22 protein-coding genes, 1 tRNA gene and 2 riboswitches are annotated in these 21,611 nt (G+C 74.3%); of the genes, 19 read left to right on the forward strand and 4 right to left on the reverse strand.

All coding sequences use genetic code 11. The annotated features are described in order from the left end of the window. Window positions 1–45 precede the first annotated feature (45 nt). Window positions 46–999: a LysR family transcriptional regulator gene (locus tag FHY05_RS07220; RefSeq protein WP_183943716.1), complete on the reverse strand. Its 954-nt coding sequence runs from the start codon at window positions 997–999 to the stop codon at window positions 46–48. Window positions 1,000–1,084: 85 nt separating this feature from the next. Here FHY05_RS07220 and FHY05_RS07225 point away from each other — a divergent pair, with 85 nt between their 5' ends. Beyond that, window positions 1,085–1,519 (forward strand): DUF1330 domain-containing protein, encoded by a 435-nt coding sequence (locus FHY05_RS07225; RefSeq protein WP_183943717.1) that lies wholly within the window; start codon window positions 1,085–1,087, stop codon window positions 1,517–1,519. Further along, entirely contained in the window at window positions 1,516–2,529 is a 1,014-nt protein-coding gene (locus tag FHY05_RS07230; RefSeq protein ID WP_221191065.1) for an alpha/beta fold hydrolase, read from the forward strand. The genes FHY05_RS07225 and FHY05_RS07230 overlap by 4 nt, the downstream gene beginning before the upstream one ends. Before the next feature lie 36 nt (window positions 2,530–2,565). Here FHY05_RS07230 and FHY05_RS07235 read toward each other — a convergent pair. Beyond that, window positions 2,566–2,642: transfer RNA gene (locus FHY05_RS07235), tRNA-Pro, on the reverse strand. Between the two features lie 181 nt (window positions 2,643–2,823). On the opposite strand from FHY05_RS07235, the gene yajC reads away from it, so the two are divergent. From yajC to cobJ, 11 genes are all read left to right on the forward strand, one after another. Continuing rightward, window positions 2,824–3,162, forward strand: coding sequence for a preprotein translocase subunit YajC (yajC, locus tag FHY05_RS07240; RefSeq protein ID WP_183943718.1), 339 nt, complete (start codon window positions 2,824–2,826; stop codon window positions 3,160–3,162). Window position 3,163: 1 nt separating this feature from the next. Beyond that, window positions 3,164–4,765, forward strand: a complete 1,602-nt coding sequence (gene secD, locus FHY05_RS07245; RefSeq protein WP_183943719.1) for a protein translocase subunit SecD — start codon at window positions 3,164–3,166, stop codon at window positions 4,763–4,765. Between the two features lie 195 nt (window positions 4,766–4,960). Further along, complete coding sequence (gene secF, locus FHY05_RS07250) at window positions 4,961–5,932, forward strand: protein translocase subunit SecF (RefSeq protein WP_183943720.1); 972 nt, start codon at window positions 4,961–4,963, stop codon at window positions 5,930–5,932. Further along, window positions 5,932–6,318 carry an Mth938-like domain-containing protein gene (locus FHY05_RS07255; protein WP_183943721.1) on the forward strand — a complete coding sequence of 129 codons (387 nt, stop codon included), beginning with the start codon at window positions 5,932–5,934 and terminating at the stop codon, window positions 6,316–6,318. The genes secF and FHY05_RS07255 overlap by 1 nt, the downstream gene beginning before the upstream one ends. A gap of 356 nt (window positions 6,319–6,674) precedes the next feature. Next, window positions 6,675–7,124, forward strand: coding sequence for a DUF4126 family protein (locus FHY05_RS07260; RefSeq protein WP_183943722.1), 450 nt, complete (start codon window positions 6,675–6,677; stop codon window positions 7,122–7,124). Window positions 7,125–7,184: 60 nt separating this feature from the next. Then, a riboswitch (cobalamin riboswitch) is annotated at window positions 7,185–7,421 on the forward strand. Window positions 7,422–7,592: 171 nt separating this feature from the next. Then, on the forward strand, window positions 7,593–8,630 hold the full coding sequence (cobW, locus tag FHY05_RS07265) for a cobalamin biosynthesis protein CobW (protein WP_183943723.1): 1,038 nt from the start codon (window positions 7,593–7,595) through the stop codon (window positions 8,628–8,630). A gap of 7 nt (window positions 8,631–8,637) precedes the next feature. After that, a complete protein-coding gene (cobN, locus tag FHY05_RS07270) occupies window positions 8,638–12,069 on the forward strand; it encodes a cobaltochelatase subunit CobN (RefSeq protein ID WP_183943724.1) in 3,432 nt (1,143 codons plus the stop codon). Continuing rightward, on the forward strand, window positions 12,066–13,415 hold the full coding sequence (locus FHY05_RS22435) for a cobalamin biosynthesis protein CobG (RefSeq protein ID WP_260181374.1): 1,350 nt from the start codon (window positions 12,066–12,068) through the stop codon (window positions 13,413–13,415). Before cobN ends, FHY05_RS22435 begins: the two co-directional genes overlap by 4 nt. Then, window positions 13,416–14,045: a precorrin-8X methylmutase gene (locus FHY05_RS07280; protein ID WP_183943725.1), complete on the forward strand. Its 630-nt coding sequence runs from the start codon at window positions 13,416–13,418 to the stop codon at window positions 14,043–14,045. Beyond that, the gene (cobI, locus tag FHY05_RS07285; protein ID WP_183943726.1) at window positions 14,042–14,767 is read left to right on the forward strand and encodes a precorrin-2 C(20)-methyltransferase; all 726 of its coding nucleotides are present in this window, start codon (window positions 14,042–14,044) and stop codon (window positions 14,765–14,767) included. Before FHY05_RS07280 ends, cobI begins: the two co-directional genes overlap by 4 nt. Before the next feature lie 20 nt (window positions 14,768–14,787). Then, a complete protein-coding gene (gene cobJ, locus FHY05_RS07290; RefSeq protein ID WP_183944018.1) occupies window positions 14,788–15,540 on the forward strand; it encodes a precorrin-3B C(17)-methyltransferase in 753 nt (250 codons plus the stop codon). Here the strand turns inward: cobJ and FHY05_RS07295 are convergent. Beyond that, window positions 15,516–16,265 carry a cobalt-precorrin-6A reductase gene (locus FHY05_RS07295; protein WP_183943727.1) on the reverse strand — a complete coding sequence of 250 codons (750 nt, stop codon included), beginning with the start codon at window positions 16,263–16,265 and terminating at the stop codon, window positions 15,516–15,518. The two genes, cobJ and FHY05_RS07295, sit on opposite strands and share 25 nt — an antisense overlap. On the opposite strand from FHY05_RS07295, the gene cbiE reads away from it, so the two are divergent. From cbiE to cobF, 5 genes are read left to right on the forward strand one after another with little or no spacing between them, the layout of a single operon-like run. Beyond that, window positions 16,264–17,466, forward strand: a complete 1,203-nt coding sequence (gene cbiE / locus FHY05_RS07300) for a precorrin-6y C5,15-methyltransferase (decarboxylating) subunit CbiE (protein ID WP_183943728.1) — start codon at window positions 16,264–16,266, stop codon at window positions 17,464–17,466. The two genes, FHY05_RS07295 and cbiE, sit on opposite strands and share 2 nt — an antisense overlap. Then, on the forward strand, window positions 17,448–17,822 hold the full coding sequence (locus FHY05_RS07305; RefSeq protein ID WP_311732396.1) for a cobalamin biosynthesis protein: 375 nt from the start codon (window positions 17,448–17,450) through the stop codon (window positions 17,820–17,822). The genes cbiE and FHY05_RS07305 overlap by 19 nt, the downstream gene beginning before the upstream one ends. After that, on the forward strand, window positions 17,819–18,586 hold the full coding sequence (cobM, locus tag FHY05_RS07310; RefSeq protein ID WP_183943729.1) for a precorrin-4 C(11)-methyltransferase: 768 nt from the start codon (window positions 17,819–17,821) through the stop codon (window positions 18,584–18,586). Before FHY05_RS07305 ends, cobM begins: the two co-directional genes overlap by 4 nt. A gap of 11 nt (window positions 18,587–18,597) precedes the next feature. Continuing rightward, window positions 18,598–19,887 carry a cobyrinate a,c-diamide synthase gene (locus tag FHY05_RS07315; protein WP_183943730.1) on the forward strand — a complete coding sequence of 430 codons (1,290 nt, stop codon included), beginning with the start codon at window positions 18,598–18,600 and terminating at the stop codon, window positions 19,885–19,887. Further along, window positions 19,884–20,660: a precorrin-6A synthase (deacetylating) gene (gene cobF, locus FHY05_RS07320; protein WP_183943731.1), complete on the forward strand. Its 777-nt coding sequence runs from the start codon at window positions 19,884–19,886 to the stop codon at window positions 20,658–20,660. The genes FHY05_RS07315 and cobF overlap by 4 nt, the downstream gene beginning before the upstream one ends. On the opposite strand, the gene FHY05_RS07325 is transcribed toward cobF, so the two are convergent. Further along, window positions 20,602–21,177, reverse strand: coding sequence for a histidine phosphatase family protein (locus tag FHY05_RS07325; protein ID WP_183943732.1), 576 nt, complete (start codon window positions 21,175–21,177; stop codon window positions 20,602–20,604). The two genes, cobF and FHY05_RS07325, sit on opposite strands and share 59 nt — an antisense overlap. A gap of 67 nt (window positions 21,178–21,244) precedes the next feature. Then, window positions 21,245–21,316: riboswitch (cobalamin riboswitch) on the forward strand. 58 nt (window positions 21,317–21,374) lie between these two features. On the opposite strand from FHY05_RS07325, the gene FHY05_RS07330 reads away from it, so the two are divergent. Continuing rightward, window positions 21,375–21,602 (forward strand): CbtB-domain containing protein, encoded by a 228-nt coding sequence (locus FHY05_RS07330; protein ID WP_183943733.1) that lies wholly within the window; start codon window positions 21,375–21,377, stop codon window positions 21,600–21,602. Window positions 21,603–21,611: the final 9 nt, after the last annotated feature.

Below are 21,611 nucleotides of genomic sequence, written 5' to 3' on the forward strand. Positions count from 1 at the left end.
CACGCCTCGTGGCAAAACGTGATCGGCGTGGGAAGCCTCCGCGGGTCAGTCGGCGGCGGTCGCGGGACTGTCGTAGCGCCAGTGACGCGCGATCTCGCTGAGCCCGTCGAGCAGGCTCCGCACGCGTGGCGGCGTGTGGCGGCGTTCGAGCCGCACCGCCTGGATCGGCGTCTCACGCGTGCGCCACGCCGGCAGCAGCTCGACCACGTCGCCGGCCCGCAGCTCGGCGAGACCGACCCAGGCGGGCAGCCACGCCAGCCCGAGCCCGCGCCGCATCATCGCCCAGGCCGCACTGACGTCCTCCACCACCAACCGCGGGCGCGGACGGTGCCGCACCGCACTGCCGTCGGCGGGGTCGCTGAACTGCCACGTCACGAGCCGCCCCGTCGCCGCGTCGCGCAGCCCGATCTGACGATGGTCGTCGAGTGCGGCGGGCGTCTGGGGCGCACCGATCAACTCGACATAGCGGCGCGTCGCGCACAATACCCAGGGGTAGGTGCCGAGCGGGGTCGCGACCAAGCCCGGCTGACCGCCGAGCGCCCCGAGCCGGATCGCCACGTCGATGCCCTCGGCGGCGAGGTCGAGCGTTCCTTCGTCGACCCGCAGGTCGAGCTCGATCGCCGGGTTGGCGCGCAGCAGCACCGGCAGATGGCGCGACAGCCGCGCCTGGATCAGCGCGGCGGGCGCGCTCAGTCGCAGCCGGCCGCCTGCCCCCTCGCCCGCGGCACGGTCCAGCATCGCCTCCACTCGCTCGGCCTCGCGCAGCAGGTCGCGCGCGCCCTCCAGCAACCGCTCGCCCTCGGGGGTGAGCGACAAGGCGTGCGTGCTGCGGTTGAGCAGTCGCACGCCGTTGGCCTGCTCGAAGCGCGACACCGCCTTGGAGAGCGCCGAGGTGGTGGTGCCCGCCCGCCGCGCCGCCGCGGCGAACGACCCGGCCTCCACCACGCGCGCGAAGTGGAGCAGGTTGGTCAGCCGCTGGAATGATGCCGGTGTGGACAAGATGGCAACCTGGACTTGCTTCGGGACGGACTACACGACGAGCGTTCCGAGGTCGATGTTCCGCCGCGACACGAACGGAGGACGTATGACCAACCCGCTGATCATCCCCGCCGCGCCGCTCGACGCGGCCGAGCTCGCGCTCGACGAGGCGCCGCTGCTGATGGTGAACCTGCTCCGCTTCCATGACGAGGCGCGCTACGACCCGGGCGACGGGCACGCCCCCTGCTCGGGCCGCGAGGCCTATTATGACCGCTACGTCGCGATCTTCCGCCAACTCACCGCGGGGCAGGCGATCGCGCCCGAGTGGCGCGGCTCGGTCGGCGCGGCGATAGTGGGTGCGGACGGGGAAGCGTGGGACGAGGTCGTGATCGTGCGCTATCCCAGCGTCGCGGCCTTCCGCGCGATCGTCGACGCAGCTGCCTATCGCGAGATCGCCGCGCCGCATCGTCGCGCCGCGCTCGCCGACTGGCGGCTGATCGCCACCACGCCGGCGCCGCTCGCCGCCGGGGCGAACGCGTGAGCGCCGCGCCGTTCCGCTCGCGCCAGGTCGCGACCGCGCGCCACCGCACCGCCTACCTCGAGGCCGGGCCGGCGCACGGGCCCCTGATGATCCTGGTCCACGGCTGGCCCGAGCTGGGGCTGATCTGGGAACACCAGCTCCGCCACTTCGCCGCCGCGGGCTGGCGCTGCATCGCGCCCGACATGCGCGGCTACGGCGGGTCCTCGGTGCCCGACCGGGTCAGCGACTATCAGGTGCGCGCGATCGTCGATGACCTGTTGGAGCTGCACGACTCGCTCGGCGCCGCACCGGCGCTGTGGGTCGCGCACGACTGGGGCTGCGCGCCCGCGTGGGGCCTGGCGGCGCGGCATCCCGGGCGCTGCCGCGGCGTCGTCGCGCTGTCCTGTCCCTATTTCCCGCTCGGCCTCACCGCCGAGTCGGCGGCGGCGACGGTCGACCGCACGCTCTACCCACACGACAGATTTCCCGTCGGGCAGTGGGACTATTGGCACTATCACCGCGAGCGATCCCACGCCGCCGCTGCCTCGCTGGACGCCGACGTGCGCGCGACGCTCGCGGCGATGTATCGCCGCACGCCGGCCGAGGTCGTCGGCCGCGCGTCCCGCTTCGCCGACGTGCGCGCGCGCGGCGGCTTCTTCGGCGCGGCGGGACGCGCGCCGGCGATGCCGAGGGACGAGACGATGTTCAGCGACGCGACCTTCGAGCAGTTCGTCGCCGCATTCGAGCACACCGGCTTCCGCGGGGCCAACGCCTGGTACCTCAACGACGCCGCCAACGCCGCCTACGCCGCCGAGGCGCCGCGCTTCGGCCGCATCGACGTGCCCGTGCTGTTCCTCCACGGCCGCCGCGACACGGTGTGCGACACCGTCCACAGCGCGTTGGCGGAGCCGATGCGCGGGGCATGCGCCGACCTGAGCGAAGTGACGCTCGACTGCGGCCACATGCTGATGCTGGAGGAGCCCGGGGCCGTCAACGCCGCGATCGAGCGTTGGGCGACGGCGCCGCGCTGAACCGCGGCACGCCGCCTTCCCGAGCGATGTCGTGATTGGTCGGGGCGACAGGATTCGAACCTGCGACCCCCACACCCCCAGTGTGATGCGCTACCAGGCTGCGCTACGCCCCGACCGAGGGGGCGCCTCTACGCGCGGTCGCCCGGCATTGCAAGCGGCTAGGCGCGCCCCGCGGCGGACAGCGCGCACGCCGTGGCGGGGCGAGCTTATGTTGCGCGCGCGCCCCGGCGATGATAGCGGCAGCGGCCTCGCGCGGCCGGGTTTCGGCCGCCCCAATGTCATGCACGGAATCCGATGCTCATTCCTCCCGCTTACGCGCAGACGGCCGGTGGCGCCGCCCAGAGCGGCGGCCTCGCCGGCTTCATCAGCCTGGCGCCGCTCCTGCTGGTGTTCGTCGTCTTCTACTTCCTGATGATCCGCCCGCAGCAGAGCCGCATGAAGTCGCTCCAGAACGCCATCGCCGCCGTCAAGAAGGGCGATTCGGTCGTCACCGCGGGCGGGCTGGTCGGCCGCGTCACCAAGGTGGAGGAGGGCTTCGTCGAGGTCGAGATCGCGCCCAACACCCGCGTCCGCGTCGTCAAGGCGACGCTGGCGGAAGTGACGCCGCTCGGCGGCAAACCGGCGAACGACTGACATGCTCGACTTTCCCCGCTGGAAAGTGACCGCCATCTGGCTCGTGCTGGCGGTACTGGTGTCGCTCTCGATCCCCAGTTTCCTGCCCGATCGGGTGACCCAGGGGCTGGGGTTCAAGCCGCCGCAGATCAACCTCGGGCTCGACCTCGCCGGCGGCAGCTACCTGCTGCTCGAGGCCGACACCAACGGGCTCGCCGCGGCGCGCGTGGAGGCGATGCGCGAGCAGGTCCAGACCGAGATGCGCCGCCAGACGCCGCGCATCGACATCGGCGAGATCTCGAGCCGCAACGGCCAGCTCTCCTTCCTGCTGCGCGATCCCAGCCAGGTCGACGCCGCGCGCGAGCGCCTGCTCCAGATCACCGGCACCGGCGCGGGCATGACCGGGCAGCGCCAGTGGGACATCCAGGTCGTCGACACCAGCCGCTTCGTGCTGACGCCGACCCGGGCGGGGCTCGACCAGGCGATCAAGACCGCGATGAGCGACACGGTGGAGGTGGTGCGCAAGCGCATCGACGCGCTCGGCACGCGCGAGCCGACGATCATCGGCCAGGGCACCAACCGCATCGTCGTCCAGGTCCCCGGCCTGCAGGATCCGCAGCAGCTCAAGGCGCTGGTAGGCAAGACCGCGAAGCTCGAGTTCAAGCTGGTCGACATCAACGCCGACCCGCAGGCGCTCGCCAAGGGCCAGGCGCCCGCCGGCGACCAGATCCTGCCCTATCCCGGCAACCCGCAGGGCATCCCGCTGATCGCGGTGAAGCGCCAGGCGATCATCACCGGCGACATGCTGAGCGACGCGCGGCAGGAGTTCGCGCCGGAGACCAACGCGCCGCAGGTGGCGATCACCTTCGACAGCCAGGGCGGCCGCCGCTTCGCGCAGGCGACCAAGGAGAATGTCGGGCGGCCGTTCGCGATCGTGATCGACAATCAGGTGATCTCGGCGCCCAACATCAACGAGCCGATCCTCGGCGGCCGCGCCTCGATCAGCGGCGGCTTCACCGTCGACAGCGCCAACCAGCTCGCGATCGCGCTGCGCTCGGGCAAGCTCGCGGTCGACCTAAAGGTGGTCGAGGAATCGACCGTCGGCCCCGACCTCGGCGTCGACTCGGTCCGCGCCGGCATCCTCGCCTCGGCGGTCGCGGTGGCACTGGTGGTGGCGTTCATGCTCGTCACCTACGGCCGCTTCGGATTCTACGCGAACCTCGCCGTCGTCATCAACGTGTTCGTCATCCTCGGCGTGATGGCGCTGATCAACGGCACGCTGACGCTGCCCGGCATCGCCGGCTTCGTGCTGACGATCGGTACGGCGGTGGACGCCAACGTGCTGATCAACGAGCGGATCCGCGAGGAGCGTCACCGCGGGCGCGGGGTCGTCCAGGCGGTCGAGCTCGGCTATAAGGAGGCCAGCCGCACGATCTTCGAGGCGAACGTGACCCACGCCATTTCGGGCATCATCATGTTCCTGCTGGGCTCCGGCCCGGTGAAGGGATTCGCGGTGGTGCTGCTGATCGGCATCGCCACCAGCGTGTTCACCGCGGTGACCTTCACGCGCATGCTCGTGGCGGGGTGGCTGCGCCGCGCCAAGCCCAAGACGATCAACATATGATGTCGCGCAGCCACGCCGTCAGTCGATCGACGCTTCTCCCAGCGCCACCCCGGCGAACGCCGGGGTCCAGCTGGGAAGGCCTTGGTGGCACGAACGCGACGTCCCCCACCTCGACCCCGGCGTTCGCCGGGGTGGCAGGCTGGCACGGTGATCGAACACTCGCACGGCACCCGCTTCACGCGGTGACGAGGTAATATGAAACTGCTCAAGCTCGTCCCCGACGACACCAACATCGACTTCGTCCGGCTGCGCGGCGTCGCCTTCGCGCTGACGCTGCTGCTCAGCGTGCTCGCGGTCGGTCTCACCGTCTACAAGGGCCTCAACTTCGGCGTCGACTTCGAGGGCGGCCTGATGATCGAGGAGAAGTTCGCGCAGCCGCCCGCGATCGAGGCGGTGCGCGCGCAGGTCGATTCGCAGGGGCTCGGTGAGGCCAACATCCAGCCGATCGGCGACGGCAAGACGCTGACGATCCGCCTGCCCGTCCAGAAGGGCGGCGACGAGGGCGCCACCAACGCCGCGGTGCGCAAGGTGGAGGGCGCGCTCGCCGCCAAGTTCCCGGGCAGCACCTTCCTCCGCTACTCGACCGTGTCGGGCAAGGTGTCGAACGAGCTGATCCGCAACGGCGTGCTCGCGGTGGTGCTTGCGATCCTGGGCATCGGCCTGTTCGCGATCTTCCGCTTCGAGTGGCAGTTCGGCGTCTCGACGATCGTCGCGATCGTTCACGACCTGCTGATGACGCTCGGCTTCTTCGCGATCACGCGGTTCGAGTTCGATCTCAACATCGTCGCCGCGGTGCTGACGATCATCGGCTATTCGATCAACGACAAGATCGTGATCGACGATCGTATCCGCGAGAACATGCGCCGCTATCGCAAGATGGACATGCGCGAGATCATCAACCTGTCGGTCAACGAGACGCTGCCCCGCACCGTGATGACCTCGGTGACGATCCTGCTGGCACTGCTGGCGCTGCTGTTCCTCGGCGGCCACGTGCTGCGCGGCTTCACCGCGGCGATGATCCTGGGCATCGTGGTCGGCACCTACTCGTCGATCTACGTCTCGTCGTCGCTGCTGATCTCGCTCGGCCTGCGCGCCGAGCCCGAGGGCGGCGCCGCGCCGAAGCGCGGCGGCATCGAGAACGCCGAGCGTGTCGGGCCGCGCAGCTGATGCGAATGGACCGCGAGCGTCCGGCGCCGGGGCCGCTCGTGCGCGGCTTCGGCGCGGGTGGCTACCGCGTCGATGCCCCCGACGGGACGATGGGGGTCTATCCCGCGCTGCTGCTCACCGCCGTGCGCGCGGATTCATGGACCCCGCCCGCACTCGACTCGCTGGACGAGACCGCGCTCGCACCGCTGCTGGGCGGCCCGATCGAGTTCCTGCTGCTCGGCACGGGTGACACGCTGCGCCGTGCGCCCAAGCCGCTGGTCGCGGCGCTGGACGCGCGCGGCATCGGGATCGAGGCGATGGACAGTCGCGCCGCCGCGCGCGCCTGGGGCGTGCTGCGGGCCGAGGAACGCCAGATCGCCGCGGCGCTGTACCCGCTCGATTACTGAGCCGCTTCGCCGCCGCGCCCGCGTGAACGGCTCGGTCGCGAGCCTCTTCTGCTGGGGACCGGTGCAACTCGGTCATCGCGCCTCCCGCCTTGGTCATCCCGGATTTGCCGGGATCCATGGCGCCGCAGAAGCGACGGCATGAGCGTTCACGACAGGACGGGACCCGGCTCACGGCCGGGATGACGGGAGCCACGCGACCATCCCCGGTGCAGGAGTTTAGATGGCTATAGATCCAGCCTCGGGTCCGACACGCCACGCTCCGCCACTCGGTTCCTTCGTGCCCAGGAACAAGGCCCGTCGTTGAACTCTCCCCCGCCCCGCCGGTTGTCGCCGCATCCCCACGGAGACCACCTGCCATGCTCGCCTCGCTGTTGATCGCCGCCGTCTCGGGCATGCGCGCGATGACCCCGCTCGCCACCGTCGCCAACGCCGCCCGCCGCGGCGAGCTGCCACGTGACGGCGGCGCCCCCGCGCTGCTCGCGCACCCGCTCGTCTCCGCGGGCACGCTCGCGCTCGCCGCGGGTGAGCTCGCCGGCGACAAGATGAAGACCGCGCCCGATCGCATCATCCTGCCCGGCATGGTCGCGCGCGTGACGACGGGAGCGTTCGCCGCGGCGAGCCTCGCCCCGCGCGAGCAGCGGACGCTGGCGGCCGTGCTCGGCGCCGGGGTGGCGGCCGGAGCCTCTTACCTCACCTTCCACGCGCGCAAGGCGGCGATGCGGCGCTACGGCCAGACCGGCACGGGCGCGGTGGAGGACGCGATCGCGCTCGGCACCGCCGCGCTGGCGGTGCGCGCCGCGCGGTGACGTCGCCGCGTATTGGCAGAGCCGCGGCGATGGGCTAGGCGACGCGACGGGACCGGTATCCGGTCCCACGATCGCGCCGGTGCCCCGACGAGGGGCTCAAATGGGAATGCGGTGAGGGGATCACTCCCCGAATCCGCGGCTGTCCCTGCAACTGTGAGCGGCGAGCGAGCGGCACATGCCTCCCGGCAGAAGCGGGAGGCGGTCACTGGAGCGCGGGGTTACGCCCCGTCCCGGGAAGGCCGTGCCGGGAGCGACGACCCGCGAGCCAGGATACCTGCCGGCGCAGGGTCGCTCTTGCCTTTGGTCCAGGGGATGGCCGGGCACGGTGTTCCGTCTGAGCGACGAAGCCATGCGGCCGGGGCCGCAGCGGCGCGTGGCACGGGCGACGGCGGGCGCCCGTCCGTGGTGCGCGCCGGCCGACCTTCGGCCCCGGTCCACGCACCGTCGCGGCGCCCCGAAGGAACATCATTGCGCGACCTGTCCAAGGTTCCCGTCACCGTCGTCACCGGCTTCCTCGGCGCCGGCAAGACCACGCTGATCAGCCACCTCATCCGCCACGCCGGCGGGCGGCGGCTCGCCGTCGTCGTCAACGAGTTCGGCACGCTCGGGGTCGACGGCGCGATCCTCGAGCAGTGCGCCATCCCCGACTGCCCGGCGGAGAACATCGTCGAGCTCGCCAACGGCTGCATCTGCTGCACCGTGGCGGACGACTTCATCCCGACGATCGAGCGGCTGCTCGCGCTCGAGCCGCGCCCCGACCACATCCTGATCGAGACGTCCGGGCTGGCGCTGCCCAAGCCGCTCCTCAGGGCCTTCGACTGGCCCGCGATCCGCTCGCGCGTGACGGTCGACGGCGTGATCGCGCTGGCCGACGCCGAGGCGGTCGCCGCCGGCCGGTTCGCGCCCGACCCCGCCGCGGTCGCCGCGCAGCGTGCCGCCGACGCCGAGGTCGAGCATGACACGCCGCTGGCCGAGGTGTTCGAGGACCAGCTCGCCTGCGCCGACGTGGTGCTGCTCACCAAGGCCGATCTCGCCGGCGCCGACGCGGTGGCGGCGGCGCGCGCGATCGTGCTGGCCGAGGCACCCCGACCGGTGCCGGTCATCGCGCTGGTCGACGGCGCGATCGATCCCGGCGTGATCCTCGGGCTCGGCGCCACGGCGGAGGACGACCTCGGGGCACGCCCCTCGCACCACGACGGGTTCGACGACCATGAGCACGACGATTTCGACAGCCTCGTCCACGAGCTGGGCGAGATCGACGATCCCGCCATCCTCGCCGACAAGGTGGCAGCGCTCGCGCGCGACCGCGACGTGCTGCGCGTGAAGGGCTATGCGGCGGTGCGCGGCAAGCCGATGCGGCTGCTGGTGCAGGCGGTCGGCGCGCGCGTGCGCACCAGCTATGACCGGCCGTGGCGCGCCGACGAGCCGCGTCGCACGCGGCTGGTGGTGATCGCCGAGCGCGGGCGGGTCGACGCCGCGACCGTCGGGGCCGCGCTCGCCGGCTGAGCCAGCCATGCACGTCCTCTTCCGCGAGACGCACGGGCTCGACGCGGCGGCCGCGCCGCGCGACCTCGCGCAGTCGCCCGCCGACCTCGTCGTCCTGTCCTTCTCGGACAGCGACCTGCAGGCCTTCGCCGCCGGCTGGCGCGCCGCCGCGGCGAGCGGTGCGGCGCTGCCGTCGCTGCGGCTCGCCAACCTCGCCGAGGTGGCGCACCCGCTCTCGATCGACACCTATGTCGAGGCGACGCTGGCGCACGCGCGCGCGATCCTGGTGCGGCTGATCGGCGGACGCTCCTACTGGAGCTACGGGCTGCAGCAGCTCACGCGGCTGGCGCGGGAGCGCGACATCGCGCTGGCGGTGCTCGCCGCCGACGGGCGCGAGGATGCCGCGCTCGACGCCGCCTCGACGCTGCCGCTGGCCGAGCTGCGCGCGCTGGCGCGGCATTGCGAGGCGGGCGGCGCCGGGGCGGCGCGCGCCGCGCTGGCGCTGCTCGCGCGCGCCGCCGGGCTCGACGCCGCGCTGCCGGCGGAGACATCGCCGCTCGCCGCAGTGGGCGCCTGGGCGGAGGGTGCGGCGCCCACCTGTTCCGCCGCGCTCGCCTTCGCGGTGGAGCGGCCGCGCGCGCTGATCGTCTTCTATCGTTCCTATCTGCTCGCCGGCGACGTCGCGCCGATCGCGGCGCTGCGCGAGGCGCTCGCCGCGCGCGGGCTGCCGGCGGCGGCGCTGTTCGTCCCCTCGCTCAAGGCGCCCGAGGCACGCGGCTGGCTGCGGCGCTGGGTCGCCGCGCTCGCGCCCGAGGCGATCGTCAGCGCCACCGCCTTCGCCGCCGGCGACGCGGAGGACCCGTCGCCGCTCGACAGCGCGGACGTGCCGGTCTTCCAGGTGGCGTTGGCGACCGCCGAGCGGCGCGACTGGACCGAGGCGGTACGGGGTCTCTCGCCGGCTGACCTAGCGATGCACGTGGTGTTGCCCGAGGTGGACGGACGCATCTTCGCCGGGGTGGCGAGCTTCAAGGACGCGGGGGCGCGCGATCCGGCGCTGGAGTTCGCGCGTCGCGCGCACCAGCCCGACGAGGAACGGGTCGGCGCGATCGCGGACCGGGTCGCGGGCTGGGTCGCGCTCGGGCGTAAGCCGTGCCGCGAGCGGCGGGTCGCGCTCGTGCTGTCGACCTATCCGGGCAAGAGCTATCAGCACGCGCACGCCGTCGGGCTCGACCCGCTCGCCTCCGCCGACGCGATGCTGAGCGACTTGGCCGCGGCGGGCTATGATATGGGCGCGGGTGGGATCGAGGCGCTGCAGGGGAATACTGACCCCGCGACGCCGCCCTCGTCCGTTTCCCGGCGCAGGCCGGGGTCCAGTTGCGATGACTGTCGTGACGTGACCGCAGCGGCCCGCACCTGGGCCCCGGCCTCCGCCGGGGCAGGGGTTGAGGAAGGAGCGGCTCCAGCTAAGCCGAACGCCGCTGCGGCCGCCCTCACCTGGCCGCTCGTCGACTACGAGCGCGCCCTCGACGCACTTCCCCGCCCTCTCCAAGACACATTGACCGCCACTTGGGGCGCCCCCGCCGACGACCCCGCCGTCGCGGGCGGCCACTTCCACTTCGCCGCCCTCCAGCGCGGCAACGCGCTCGTCGCGCTCCAGCCCGAGCGCGGTCACCCGCGCGCGCGCGGCGACGACTATCACGACGTCGCGCGCGTGCCGCGCCACGCCTATGTCGCTTTCTACCTCTGGCTGCGCGCGCGCGGCACCGACGCGATCGTCCACGTCGGCGCGCACGGCACGCTCGAGTGGCTCCCCGGCAAGGCGGTGGCGCTGTCGGACGCGTGCTGGCCCGAGGCACTGATCGGCGCGACCCCGCTGATCTACCCCTTCATCGTCAACGATCCGGGCGAGGCGGCGCAGGCCAAGCGCCGCGCCGCCGCGGTGACGCTCGGGCACCTGCCCCCGCCGCTGGTGCGCGCCGAGACGGGCGCGGGGCTCGGGCGGCTCGAGCTGCTGCTCGATGAATTCTCCGCCGCCGACGGGCTCGATCCGGGCCGGCGCGAGCGGCTGATCGGCGACATCGCCGACGAGGCAGCGGCGACCGGGCTCACCGCCGAGCTCGACCTCGCCGCATGCACCGGCGACGCCGAGCGAGTCACCCGGATCGACGCCTTCGTCTGCGACGTGAAGGACGCGCGCTTCGGCGACGGACTCCACGTCTACGGTCGCGGTGAGAGCGGCGCGAACGAGCGTGACGGACTGCTCATGGCGCTGGACGGACGCCGCGTCGCGGCGGGGCCGGCGGGCTCGCCCGCGAGGGGCGCGGCGGTGCTGCCGACCGGGCGCAACCTGTACGGCGTCGACCCGCGCGCCACCCCGTCGCGCGCGGCGCATCGCCAGGGGATCGCACTCGCCGAGGAGCTGCTGCGCCGCCATCTGCAGGACGAAGGCGACTACCCGCGCGCGCTGGTGGTGGACCTGTGGGGCTCGGCGACGATGCGCACCGCGGGCGAGGAGTTCGCGATGGCACTCCACCTCCTCGGCGCCGCGCCGCTGTGGGATCATGGCTCGGATCGCGTGGCCGGGGTCGAGATCCTGCCGCTGGCGCTGCTCGACCGGCCGCGGATCGACGTGACGCTGCGCATATCGGGCCTGTTCCGCGACACCTTCCCGACACTCTGCGCTCTGTTCGGCAAGGCCGTGCGCGCGCTCCACGGGCGCGACGAGCCGGGCGATCTGAACCCCTTCGTCGGCGAGGCGACCGAGCCGCGGGTCTACGGCCCGGCGCCCGGCGGCTACGGAGTCGGGCTCGGCGACAGCGTCGAGCGCTACGGCGAGCCGGGGCGCGCCGCCGCCGCCGAGCGGTGGCTCGCCGCCTCGTCGCACGCCTATGACGACGCCGTCGCCACGCCAGCGGGGCTCGACGACGCGGCCGGCCTGCGGCGTCGAGTGGCCGCGGCCGAAGCTTTGGTCCACCCGCACGACCTGCCCGAGAGCGACCTGCTCACCGCGGCGGACGTCGCCGCTCATGTCGGCGGCTTCGCGGCGGCCAAGACGCTGCTGGGCGGTGAGGCGCGGTTGCTCCACCTCGACAGTCGCGACCCGACGCGCCCGCGTGCCCGTCCCGTGGGCGAGGAGATCGCGCGGGTGATGCGCGCGCGCGCCGCCAACCCGCGCTGGCTCGCCGGCATGATGCGCCACGGCTATCGCGGCGCGGCCGAGATCGCGGCGACGCTCGACCATCTCGCCGCCTTCGCGCACCTCGCGCGCGTCGTCCCGCCCGCACTGCTCGACCTCTACCACGATGCGACGCTCGGCGACGCGGCGGTGCGCGACTTTCTCGCCGAAGCCAATCCGGCGGCGCTGGCCGCGATGGAAGCCCGTTTCCGCGCGCTGCACCGCTCGGGGCTGTGGTCGACGCGGCGCAACGCGATCGTCGCCGCGCTCGGAGACGCGGTATGAGCGCGTTGCGCGGCTGGTGCCCGAGCGCGTGGCGGCCGATGCGGGCGGGCGACGGCTTGCTGCTCCGCCTCCGGCCGCCGCTCGCGCGGCTGACACGCGCGCAGGCCCTGCTCGTCGCCGAGCTGGCGACGGCCTACGGCAACGGTGCGATCGACCTCACGCGTCGCGCCGCGCTCCAATTGCGCGGCCTCGACGAGGCGGGCTGGCGCGCGGCGGTGGATCGCCTGGTGTCGGCCGGGCTGGTCGATCCCGACCCCGCGATCGAGGCGGTCGCGCTCACGGTGGCGCCGGACTGGGGAGAGGGCGACGACACGCATCGTGTCGCGCGCGCGCTCATGGCGCGCCGGGCTGAGCTGCCACCCCTCCCGGCCAAGTTCGGGATCGCGGTCGACGCGGGTGACGGCTCGGTGCTGGGCGATACGCCGGCGGACCTGCGGGTGGAGCGCGGCGCGGACGGCGGGCTGATCCTGCGCGCCGACGGGCGAGCGACCGGCGCGCCCCTGCGGCGTGGGCGGGAGGTCGAGGCGATCGCGGCGCTCGCGGACTGGTTCGTCACGACGGGGGGCGCGGTGGCGGGCCGGATGGCGCGGCATCCGGCGGTGCTGCCGGCCTGGGCGTCGGGGTGCGTCGCGCCGCTCGTGCGCGAGTCGGAGAGCGAGCAGGTGACGCCGCGCTACGGCCGCCTCACGGGCGCTGAGTTGGCGTCGCTCGCCGCGGGGGTCGAGGCGCTGCGGGTCACGCCGTGGCGGTCGCTGCTGATGGAACGCGACGCAGCACGGGTGCCGCCACCGCCAAGCTCTTCCAGCCGCTTATCCTCGAAGGAGCACGCGGGCTTCGGCTTCCGCCGTACCGGCCGAGGCGATGTCCCGGCGACACCCTCTCGCCCGAACTTTCAGGGCGGCGCCCTCTCGCGGGAGTGTCGCGGCTCGGGCATGTCGCCGGACTCACCCGAGGCGCCCCCCCTCCACCAGGCTTCGGCTGGCCCCCCTCCCCTTCCTAGTAAGGGTAAGGTCCACGTCAGCGGCGCCGCACAGGCACGTTCGAGGTCACCGCTCGCTTCAGCGCCTCCCGATGTCCATGTCGACGCCTGTGTCGGCGCCCCAGCCTGTCCACGGGCGAGCGTCGTCACGCGCGCGCTCGCCGACCGTCTCGCCGCGGCGCCGCTCGCAGGCCCGATCCACGTCTCCGGCTGCGCCAAGGGCTGCGCCCGGAGTGCGCCCGCGGCGCTCACGATCGTGGGACGCGGCGGTCGCTACGACCTCGTCCGCGACGGACGGGCCGACTCGCCCCCCGTCCGCCGTGACCTGACGGCCGCGGCGCTGCTCGCCCATCTCGGAGCCGATTGAATGCGACCTGCCCACGAGACCGACGGCGCGACGATCTACCGCCAGTCGTTCGCGATCATCCGCGCCGAGGCCGAGCTCGCGCGTTTCTCCGTCGAGGAGGAGCCCGTCGCGGTGCGGATGATCCACGCCGCGGGGCTCGTCGCCCTCGCCGGCGCCATCCGCTTCTCGCCCGGCTTCGCCGCCGCCGCGCGGACAGCGCTCGCCGCGGGCGCACCGATCCTGTGCGACGCGCGCATGGTGAGCGAGGGAGTCACGCGCGCGCGGCTGCCCGCCGACAATGCGGTGATCTGCACGCTCCACGACGCCACCGTGCCGCGAGTGGCCGCGGCGCTGCAGACCACGCGCTCCGCCGCGGCGCTGGAACTGTGGCGCCCGCACCTCGGCGGCGCGCTGGTCGCGATCGGCAACGCGCCCACCGCGCTGTTCCACCTCCTCGCGATGCTCGACGACCCCGCCTGCCCGCGCCCCGCCGCGATCATCGGCTGCCCGGTCGGGTTCGTCGGCGCGGCCGAGTCGAAGGAAGCCTTGTGGTCGGAGGCGCCCGTGCCCTGCGCGATCGTGACGGGCCGGCTCGGCGGCAGCGCGATCACGGTCGCGGCGGTCAACGCGCTCGCGAGCGCGGCCGAGTGAGCGCGGGCACGATCCACGGCGTCGGGCTCGGACCGGGCGCGGCGGACCTGATGAGCGTCCGCGCCGACCGGCTGGTACGCGGCGCGCGTCACCTCGCCTTCTTCCGCAAGCGCGGGCGGCCCGGCCACGCGCGCCGGCTGGTGGAGGGCATGCTGCGCGCCGACGTCGTCGAATATGCGATGGAATATCCGGTCACGACCGAGCTGGCGGTGAGCGATCCGGCCTATAACGCGCAGCTCGCCGCCTTCTACGCCGAGAGCGCCGCGCACCTCGCCGCGCTCGCCGTGGCCGGCGAGGAGGTGGTGGTGCTGTGCGAGGGCGACCCGTTCTTCTACGGCTCGTTCATGCACCTGCACGCGCGGCTCGCCGGCGCGGTGCCGGTGGCGGTGGTGCCGGGCGTGACCGGCATGTCGGGCGCCTGGACCGCCAGCGGCGCGCCGATCACCTGGGGCGACGACGTGCTCACCGTCGCCACCGCGACGCTGCCCGAGGCCGAGCTGACCCGCCGCGTGCGCGACACCGACGCGCTGGTGGTGATGAAGATCGGCCGCCACCTGCCCAAGCTGCGCCGCGCGCTCGCCGCCGCGGGACGCGAGGACGCCGCCTGGCTGGTCGAGCATGCCGCGATGCCCGAGCAGCGGGTCGTGCCGCTCGCCGAGGCGGGTGAGAGCGCGCCCTATTTCGCGATCGTGCTCGTCCATGGTCGGGGGCGGCGGCCGTGAGCGCGCCCTTGACCGTGCCGGTGAGCGCTGGCTGGCTCGCCGTCGTGGGGCTCGGCCCGGGCGACGAGGCGCTCGTCACCCCCGAGGTGAGCGCGGCGCTCGCGGCCGCGACCGACGTCGTCGGCTACATTCCCTACGTCCGCCGCGTCGCGGAGCGCCCGGGACTGACCCGCCATGAGTCGGACAACCGCGTCGAGCTGGACCGCGCGCGCCATGCGCTGTCGCTCGCCGCGGCCGGCGCGCGGGTCGTCGTGGTGTCGTCGGGCGATCCCGGCGTGTTCGCGATGGCGGCGGCGGTGTTCGAGGCCGTCGAAGTCGGCCAGCCGAGCTGGCGCGCGCTCGACGTGCGCGTGCTGCCCGGCATCACCGCGATGCTCGCTGCCAGCGCGCGCGCCGGCGCACCGCTCGGTCATGACTTCTGCGCGATCAACCTGTCGGACAATCTCAAGCCCGCCGCGCTGATCGAGCGTCGCCTGCGGCTGGCGGCGGAGGCCGACTTCGCGATCGCGCTCTACAACCCGCGCTCGGCCGCGCGGCCGGACGGGCTCGACCGCGCGCTCGACGTGCTGCGCGCCGCCTGCGCCGACTCGCGCCCGGTGCTGTTCGCGCGCGCGGTGACGACGCCCGCTGAGTCGCTGCTTGTCGTCCCGCTGCCGGAGGCACGCGGCGCTATGGCGGACATGCGGACGCTGGTGATCGTCGGCTCGAGCCGGACGCGGCTGATCGAGCGCGCCGGCGCGCCCTGGCTCTACACGCCGCGGTCGGTCGCGTGATCGAGCCAGTGGAGCACCGCCGCGACGCTGTCGCACGTGCGCCGCTCTGGCAGCGCGGGACGATCGATCATCAGCACGGGCACGCCGAGCGCGCGCGCCGCGGCGAGCTTGGCCGCGGCGCCCTCGCCGCCGGCGTTCTTGCAGATGATCAGCTCGGTGCGATGCGCCTCGAGCAGCCGCCGGTCGCCGGCCACCGTGAACGGACCGCGGTCGATCACCAGACGATGCTGCGGGAGCGAGGGCGCCCGCTCGGGCGCGTCGACGAAACGGAGCAGATAGTCGTGCTGCGGCCGGGCCGCGAAACGCTCGACGTGCAGCCGCCCGAGCGCGAGCATCACCCGGCGCGGCGGTCCGTCGAGCGCGGCCACCGCGGCCTCGAGGTCGGCGACGGGTGTCCAGCGATCGCCCGCGCCCGCGCGCCACGGCGGCCGGGTGAGCGCGACGAGCGGCACCCCCGCCCGCTCGGCGGCCGCGACCGCGTTGGCGCTCATCTGCGCCGCGAACGGGTGTGTCGCGTCCACGACACAACTCACCTGCTCGGCGCACAGCCAGGCGACGAGCCCCTCGGCGCCGCCGAACCCGCCGACTCGTACCGGCACCGGTTGCGCGCGCGGGTGCGCGGTGCGGCCCGCGTAGCTCAGCGTGGCGCGCATGCCTCTTCCCGCGACCGCGGCGGCGAGCGCACTCGCCTCGGTGGTGCCGCCGAGGATGAGGAGGTGCGGCATGGCTGATCGGGGTCCGTGGCTGACGATCGTCGGGATCGGCGAGGATGGACCGGCTGGACTGTGTGCCGCAAGCCGCGTCGCGCTCGACGCCGCCGGGCACGTGATCGGGGCGCCGCGCCAGCTCGCGTTGCTGCCTGGCCTGACGGCGTCCAGGGAGCCGTGGCCGGTCCCCTTCGCCGACGGCGTCGAGCGGCTGCTGGCACGGCGCGGCCGGCCGACGGTGATGCTCGCGTCCGGCGACCCCTTCTGGTTCGGCGCGGGCGGCACGGTCACCGCGCTGCTCGCGCGCGACGAGTGGGTGGCTCACCCCGCGCGCTCGACCTTCGCGCTGGCGGCGGCGCGGCTCGGCTGGCGGCTCGAGGAGACCGCCTGCCTTGGGCTGCACGCCGCGCCGCTCGGCCGGCTGCGCCCGCTGCTCGCGCCGGGCGAGCGCGCGATGGTCCTGGTGCGCGACGGTGACGCCGCGGCGGAGACGGCACGCTATCTCGTCGCGCAGGGCTTCGGCGCCAGCGTGGTGACGGTGCTGGAAGCCCTCGGCGGCGCGCGCGAGCGGGTACGCACGACCGTCGCCGCGACATGGGACCTCGACGACGTCGCGCACCCGGTCGCGCTCGCCATCGCGGTGGCGGGCGACGGCCGCGTCGTGCCCCGCGCGAGCGGCCTCCCCGACGACTGGTTCGCGCACGACGGCCAGCTCACCAGACGCCCGCAGCGCGCGCTGGCGCTCTCCGCGCTCGCGCCGCGCGCGGGCGAGCTGCTGTGGGACATCGGCGCCGGATCGGGCTCGATCGCGATCGAGTGGCTGCTCGCGCATCCGCGCACCGCCGCGGTGGCGATCGAGCGCGACCCGGTCCGCGCCGCCCGCGCCCGCGCCAACGCCGACTCGCTCGGTGTCGATCGACTGCGGCTGATTGAGGGCGCGGCGCCCGCGGCGCTGGCCGACTTGCCCCCGCCCGACGCGGTGTTCGTCGGCGGCGGCCTCTGCGACGCGCTGCTCGACTGGTTGTTCGAGTCGCTGCCTACCGGCACCCGCCTGGTGGCGCACGCCGTGACGCTCGAGTCCGAGGCGCTGCTCGCCGCGCGTCACGCGGCACAGGGGGGCACCCTGCTGCGGGTGGAGCTGGCCCAGGCGGCGGCGCTCGGCACGCGGCGCGGCTGGCGCGCGAGTTTCCCGATCGTGCAGTGGAGCGTGACGCTGTGATCGTCGCCGGCTTCGGCTGCCGCGCCGGCGCCACCGTGGAGTCGCTCGCCGCCGCGCTCGCCGCCGCGGCGGAGGGGAGAGCGGTCGATCGGCTCGCCGCCCCGGCCGACCGCGTCGCGCTGCTGACGCCGCTCGCACGCGCGCTTGGCCTTCAAGTCATCGCCGTCGCGGACGACGCCCTCCGCGCGGTGCGCACCCCGACGCGCTCACCCGCCAGCCTCGCGGCGCGCGGTACCGGCAGCGTCGCCGAGGCGGCCGCGCTCCACGCGGCCGGAGCGGGCGGCCGCCTGCTCACGACGCGACACGTCTCCCCCGATCGACGCGCCACCTGCGCGCTCGCGCAAGGAACCCCATGACCGTCCATTTCATCGGCGCCGGCCCGGGCGCACCCGACCTGCTGACGCTACGCGGCCGTGACCTGATCGCCGCCGCGCCGGTGTGCCTCTACGCCGGCTCGCTCGTCCCCGCCGCGATCTTGCGCCACTGCCCCCCAGGCGCGCGGATCATCGACACCGCCCCGCTGTCGCTCGACCAGATCGTCGCGGAGATCGGCGCGGCGCACGCCGCGGGGCAGGACGTGGCGCGGCTCCACTCGGGCGACCTGTCGGTCTGGTCGGCGATGGCCGAGCAGCTGCGCCGGCTACGCGCGCTCGGGATCCCCGTCACGGTGACACCCGGCGTCCCCGCCTTCGCGGCCGCGGCCGCCGCGCTGGAGAGCGAGCTGACGCTGCCCGGCATCGCGCAATCCGTCGTGCTCACGCGCACGTCCGGCCGCGCCAGCGCCATGCCGCCGTCGGAGACGCTCGCCGCCTTCGCCGCGACCGGCGCGACGTTGGCGATCCATCTCTCGATCCATCGCCTCGCCGAGGTCGTGGAGACGTTGCTGCCGACGCACGCCGGCGACTGCCCCGCGGCGATCGTGTGGCGCGCGAGCTGGCCCGACGAACGCGTGGTGCGCGCGACGCTGGCGACGCTCGTCGACTCCGCCGCGGGCGGGCCCGAGCGCACGGCGCTGATCCTCGTCGGTCGCGTGCTCGGCGCCGCGCGCTTCGACGAGAGCCGGCTCTACGCGCCCGACTATGACCGCCGCTTCCGCCCCGCCGCCGGGCCGGCGGCGTGACGCCGGGCCTGATGATCGCCGCGCCCGCCTCGGGCAGCGGCAAGACCACCGTGATGCTCGGGTTGCTCCGCGCGTTCGCGGAGGACGGCGTGGCCGTTCAACCGTACAAGAGCGGCCCCGACTATATCGATCCCGCCTTCCACCGCGCCGCGTGCGGGCGCGACTCGTACAATCTCGACGGCTGGGCGATGCCCGGCGCGCTGCTCGACTCGCTCGCCGCGCGCGCGGCCGACGCCGAGCTGGCGCTGGCCGAGGCCTCGATGGGGCTGTTCGACGGCGTGGCGTCACCGGGGCAGAGCGGCACCGGCGCGGGGGCGGAGATCGCGCGGCGGTTCGGCTGGCCGGTCGTGCTGGTGCTCGACGTGGGCGGTCAGGCGCAGTCCGCCGCCGCGACCGCGCTCGGCTTCGCGACGCTCGACCCCGAGGTACGGATCGCCGGCGTAATCCTCAACCGCGTGGCGAGCGCGCGGCACGAGCGGCTCGCGCGCGCGGGCATGACGGCGACGGGGATCGCGGTGCTCGGCGCCCTGCCGCGCGCGCCCGCGCTGCGCCTGCCCGAGCGCCACCTCGGCCTCGTCCAGGCGGACGAGCACGGCGACCTGGAGGAGCGGCTCGCCGCGCACGCCGCCTTCGTCCGCGCGCACCTTGATCTGCGCGCGCTGCGTGCCCTCGCCGCGGGCGGGCTGAGCGCTGCGACCACGTCTCGGATCGACCCGCCGGCGCAGCGGATCGCGCTCGCGCAGGACGCTGCCTTCTCCTTCTCCTACCCGCACCTGCTGAGCGGCTGGCGCGCGGCGGGAGCGACGCTGCTCCCCTTCTCGCCGCTCGCCGACGAGTTGCCCGCCGCCGACGCCGACCTCGTTTGGCTGCCCGGCGGCTATCCCGAGCTTCACGCAGGCCGGATCGCCGCCAATGAGCGCTTCCTCGCGGGGCTGCGCGCACACGCCGAGACGCGCCCCGTCCACGGCGAGTGCGGCGGCTACATGGTGCTGGGCGAGGCGCTGGTCGACGCGGACGGCGCGCACCACCGCATGGCGGGGCTGCTCGGGCTGGTGACGAGCTACGCGGCGCGGCGGCTGCACCTCGGCTATCGTCGCGCGACGCTGGCGCGACGGCTCGGCGCCCTCGCGCCCGACACGACGCTGTTCGGGCACGAGTTCCACTATTCCTCGATCCTCGCTCAGCCCGACGCGCCGCTCGCCGCGGTGACCGACGCCGACGGCGTCGCGGTGGCGGAGACCGGCTCGGCGCGCGGGCACGTGAGCGGCAGTTTCTTCCACCTGATCGCGGCGGCGCGATGATCGCGCTGAGCCTCATCGGGATCGGCACGGGCAACCCCGACCATCTCACCCGCGCGGCCGAGGCGGCGATGCGCTCGGCCGACCTGATCCTGCTGCCGCGCAAGCGCGCCGAGACCGCCGAGCTGCTCGACCTGCGCGCGGCGATCTGCGCCGCGGTGGTCGGCGACGGCGCGCCGACAGCGACCTTCGACGTGCCCCACCGCGACCCGGCGCTGCCCTATCTCGACGGGGTCGACGCCTGGCACGATGCCATCGCGGCGGCGTGGCGCGCGGCGATCGCGCGCCACCTGCCGGACGGCGGCCGCGTGGCGTTGCTCGTCTGGGGCGACCCCTCGCTCTACGACAGCAGCCTGCGCATCGCCGCGCGGCTCGGCGCCGGCGCGATGCCCGTGACGGTGGAGGTGGTGCCGGGCATCACCAGCCTCCAGGCGCTCGCCGCCGCGCATGCCGTCCCGCTCACCGCTCTGGCCGCTCCCCTGCTCGTCACCACCGGGCGCCGGCTCAGTACCGAGGGCTGGCCTGCCGGGATCGAGATGGTGGCGGTGATGCTCGACTCGGGCTGCGCGTTCGAGCGGATGGACCCGGCGGGCACGACGATCTGGTGGGGCGCCTATCTCGGCATGGCGCAGCAGTCGCTGCTCGCGGGTCCGCTCGCCGCGACGGCGCCCGCGATCCGCGACGAGCGCACCTTGCTGCGCGCGCGGCACGGCTGGATCATGGACTGCTATCTCCTCCGCCGCGACGCAGCTCGCGCAGGCGCCAGCGATCGGTGAAGGACAGCGCCACCGTGGCGAGCGGCGCGACGTCGATCGCCAGCGTCGCCGCGACCGGCAGCGCGAGCGCGTGCGCCAGCGCGGCGCGGATCACCGCCGCGTGGGTCACGGCCAGCCAGCGCCCCCCGTCCGTCGCGGCGAGCGCGTCGAGCCACGTGCCGACGCGCGCGCGCACCGCCTCGAGCGACTCGCCGCCCGGCGTGCCGCGCTCCGGGGCCGCGATCCAGGCCGCGACCGCTGCCGCGGGCAGCGTTTCCAATGCTCGGCCACGCCAGGCGCCGGCGTCCTGGTCGGCGAGCGCCGCCTCGCCCGCCGCGGCCAGACCGAGCGCCGCGGCGGTCTCACGGGCCGATCGCTCCGGCGCGACGACGCCGCGCCACGACGCCGCCGCGCCGAGCCGCAGCGCCCGTGCTTTGGCGAGACCCGCGGGATCGAGCGCGTCGTCGGGTGCGGCGAAGCGCGCGGCCCGAGTCGCCTCGGTGGCGCCGACGCAGAGCAGCAGCAGGCGAACGGTCACGGTGGGGCTCCTGCTCGGTTGACGCGGTGCCGCGCAGCCGCCACAGCTGCGTTCCTCAGCACCGGGCGGGAAGCCGGTGAGACTCCGGCGCGGTCGCGCCACTGTGATCGACGGCCCCGCGGCTGTCGAGAGTCAGACCCCGCCCGGCGCGTCAACCCGCTATTCCGGGCGCGCTTCCCCGGACTGGAGCCGAATCGATGACCAGCCGCGTCGCCGCGCGCCCGCTCGCCGCCCCCGCACCTGCTCCCGCTGGTGCGATCCCGCTCGCCGAGATCGCACCCTGGGCGATCTTCGCCGCGATCGTGGCGCTGATCCTGCTCTACTTCGTCAGCACCGAGCAGGGCGCCTTCGCGCTGTTCAAGGGCATGTACGTCCACGAGTTCGTCCATGACGGGCGGCACCTGCTCGGCTTCCCCTGCCACTAAGCGGACGGT

The organism is Sphingomonas sp. BK580 (assembly GCF_014194975.1).
GTDB lineage: Bacteria > Pseudomonadota > Alphaproteobacteria > Sphingomonadales > Sphingomonadaceae > Sphingomonas.

What these genes read in the sequence shown, in the direction of transcription:
- FHY05_RS07225 (WP_183943717.1), top strand. Translation starts at nt 1,085, where the DNA reads ATGACCAACCCGCTGATCATCCCCGCCGCGCCGCTCGACGCGGCCGAG.
- yajC (WP_183943718.1), top strand. Translation starts at nt 2,824, where the DNA reads ATGCTCATTCCTCCCGCTTACGCGCAGACGGCCGGTGGCGCCGCCCAG.
- secD (WP_183943719.1), top strand. Translation starts at nt 3,164, where the DNA reads ATGCTCGACTTTCCCCGCTGGAAAGTGACCGCCATCTGGCTCGTGCTG.
- secF (WP_183943720.1), top strand. Translation starts at nt 4,961, where the DNA reads ATGAAACTGCTCAAGCTCGTCCCCGACGACACCAACATCGACTTCGTC.
- FHY05_RS07255 (WP_183943721.1), top strand. Translation starts at nt 5,932, where the DNA reads ATGCGAATGGACCGCGAGCGTCCGGCGCCGGGGCCGCTCGTGCGCGGC.
- FHY05_RS07260 (WP_183943722.1), top strand. Translation starts at nt 6,675, where the DNA reads ATGCTCGCCTCGCTGTTGATCGCCGCCGTCTCGGGCATGCGCGCGATG.
- cobN (WP_183943724.1), top strand. Translation starts at nt 8,638, where the DNA reads ATGCACGTCCTCTTCCGCGAGACGCACGGGCTCGACGCGGCGGCCGCG.
- FHY05_RS22435 (WP_260181374.1), top strand. Translation starts at nt 12,066, where the DNA reads ATGAGCGCGTTGCGCGGCTGGTGCCCGAGCGCGTGGCGGCCGATGCGG.
- FHY05_RS07280 (WP_183943725.1), top strand. Translation starts at nt 13,416, where the DNA reads ATGCGACCTGCCCACGAGACCGACGGCGCGACGATCTACCGCCAGTCG.
- cbiE (WP_183943728.1), top strand. Translation starts at nt 16,264, where the DNA reads ATGGCTGATCGGGGTCCGTGGCTGACGATCGTCGGGATCGGCGAGGAT.
- FHY05_RS07295 (WP_183943727.1), bottom strand. Translation starts at nt 16,265, where the DNA reads ATGCCGCACCTCCTCATCCTCGGCGGCACCACCGAGGCGAGTGCGCTC.
- cobM (WP_183943729.1), top strand. Translation starts at nt 17,819, where the DNA reads ATGACCGTCCATTTCATCGGCGCCGGCCCGGGCGCACCCGACCTGCTG.
- FHY05_RS07315 (WP_183943730.1), top strand. Translation starts at nt 18,598, where the DNA reads ATGATCGCCGCGCCCGCCTCGGGCAGCGGCAAGACCACCGTGATGCTC.
- cobF (WP_183943731.1), top strand. Translation starts at nt 19,884, where the DNA reads ATGATCGCGCTGAGCCTCATCGGGATCGGCACGGGCAACCCCGACCAT.
- FHY05_RS07330 (WP_183943733.1), top strand. Translation starts at nt 21,375, where the DNA reads ATGACCAGCCGCGTCGCCGCGCGCCCGCTCGCCGCCCCCGCACCTGCT.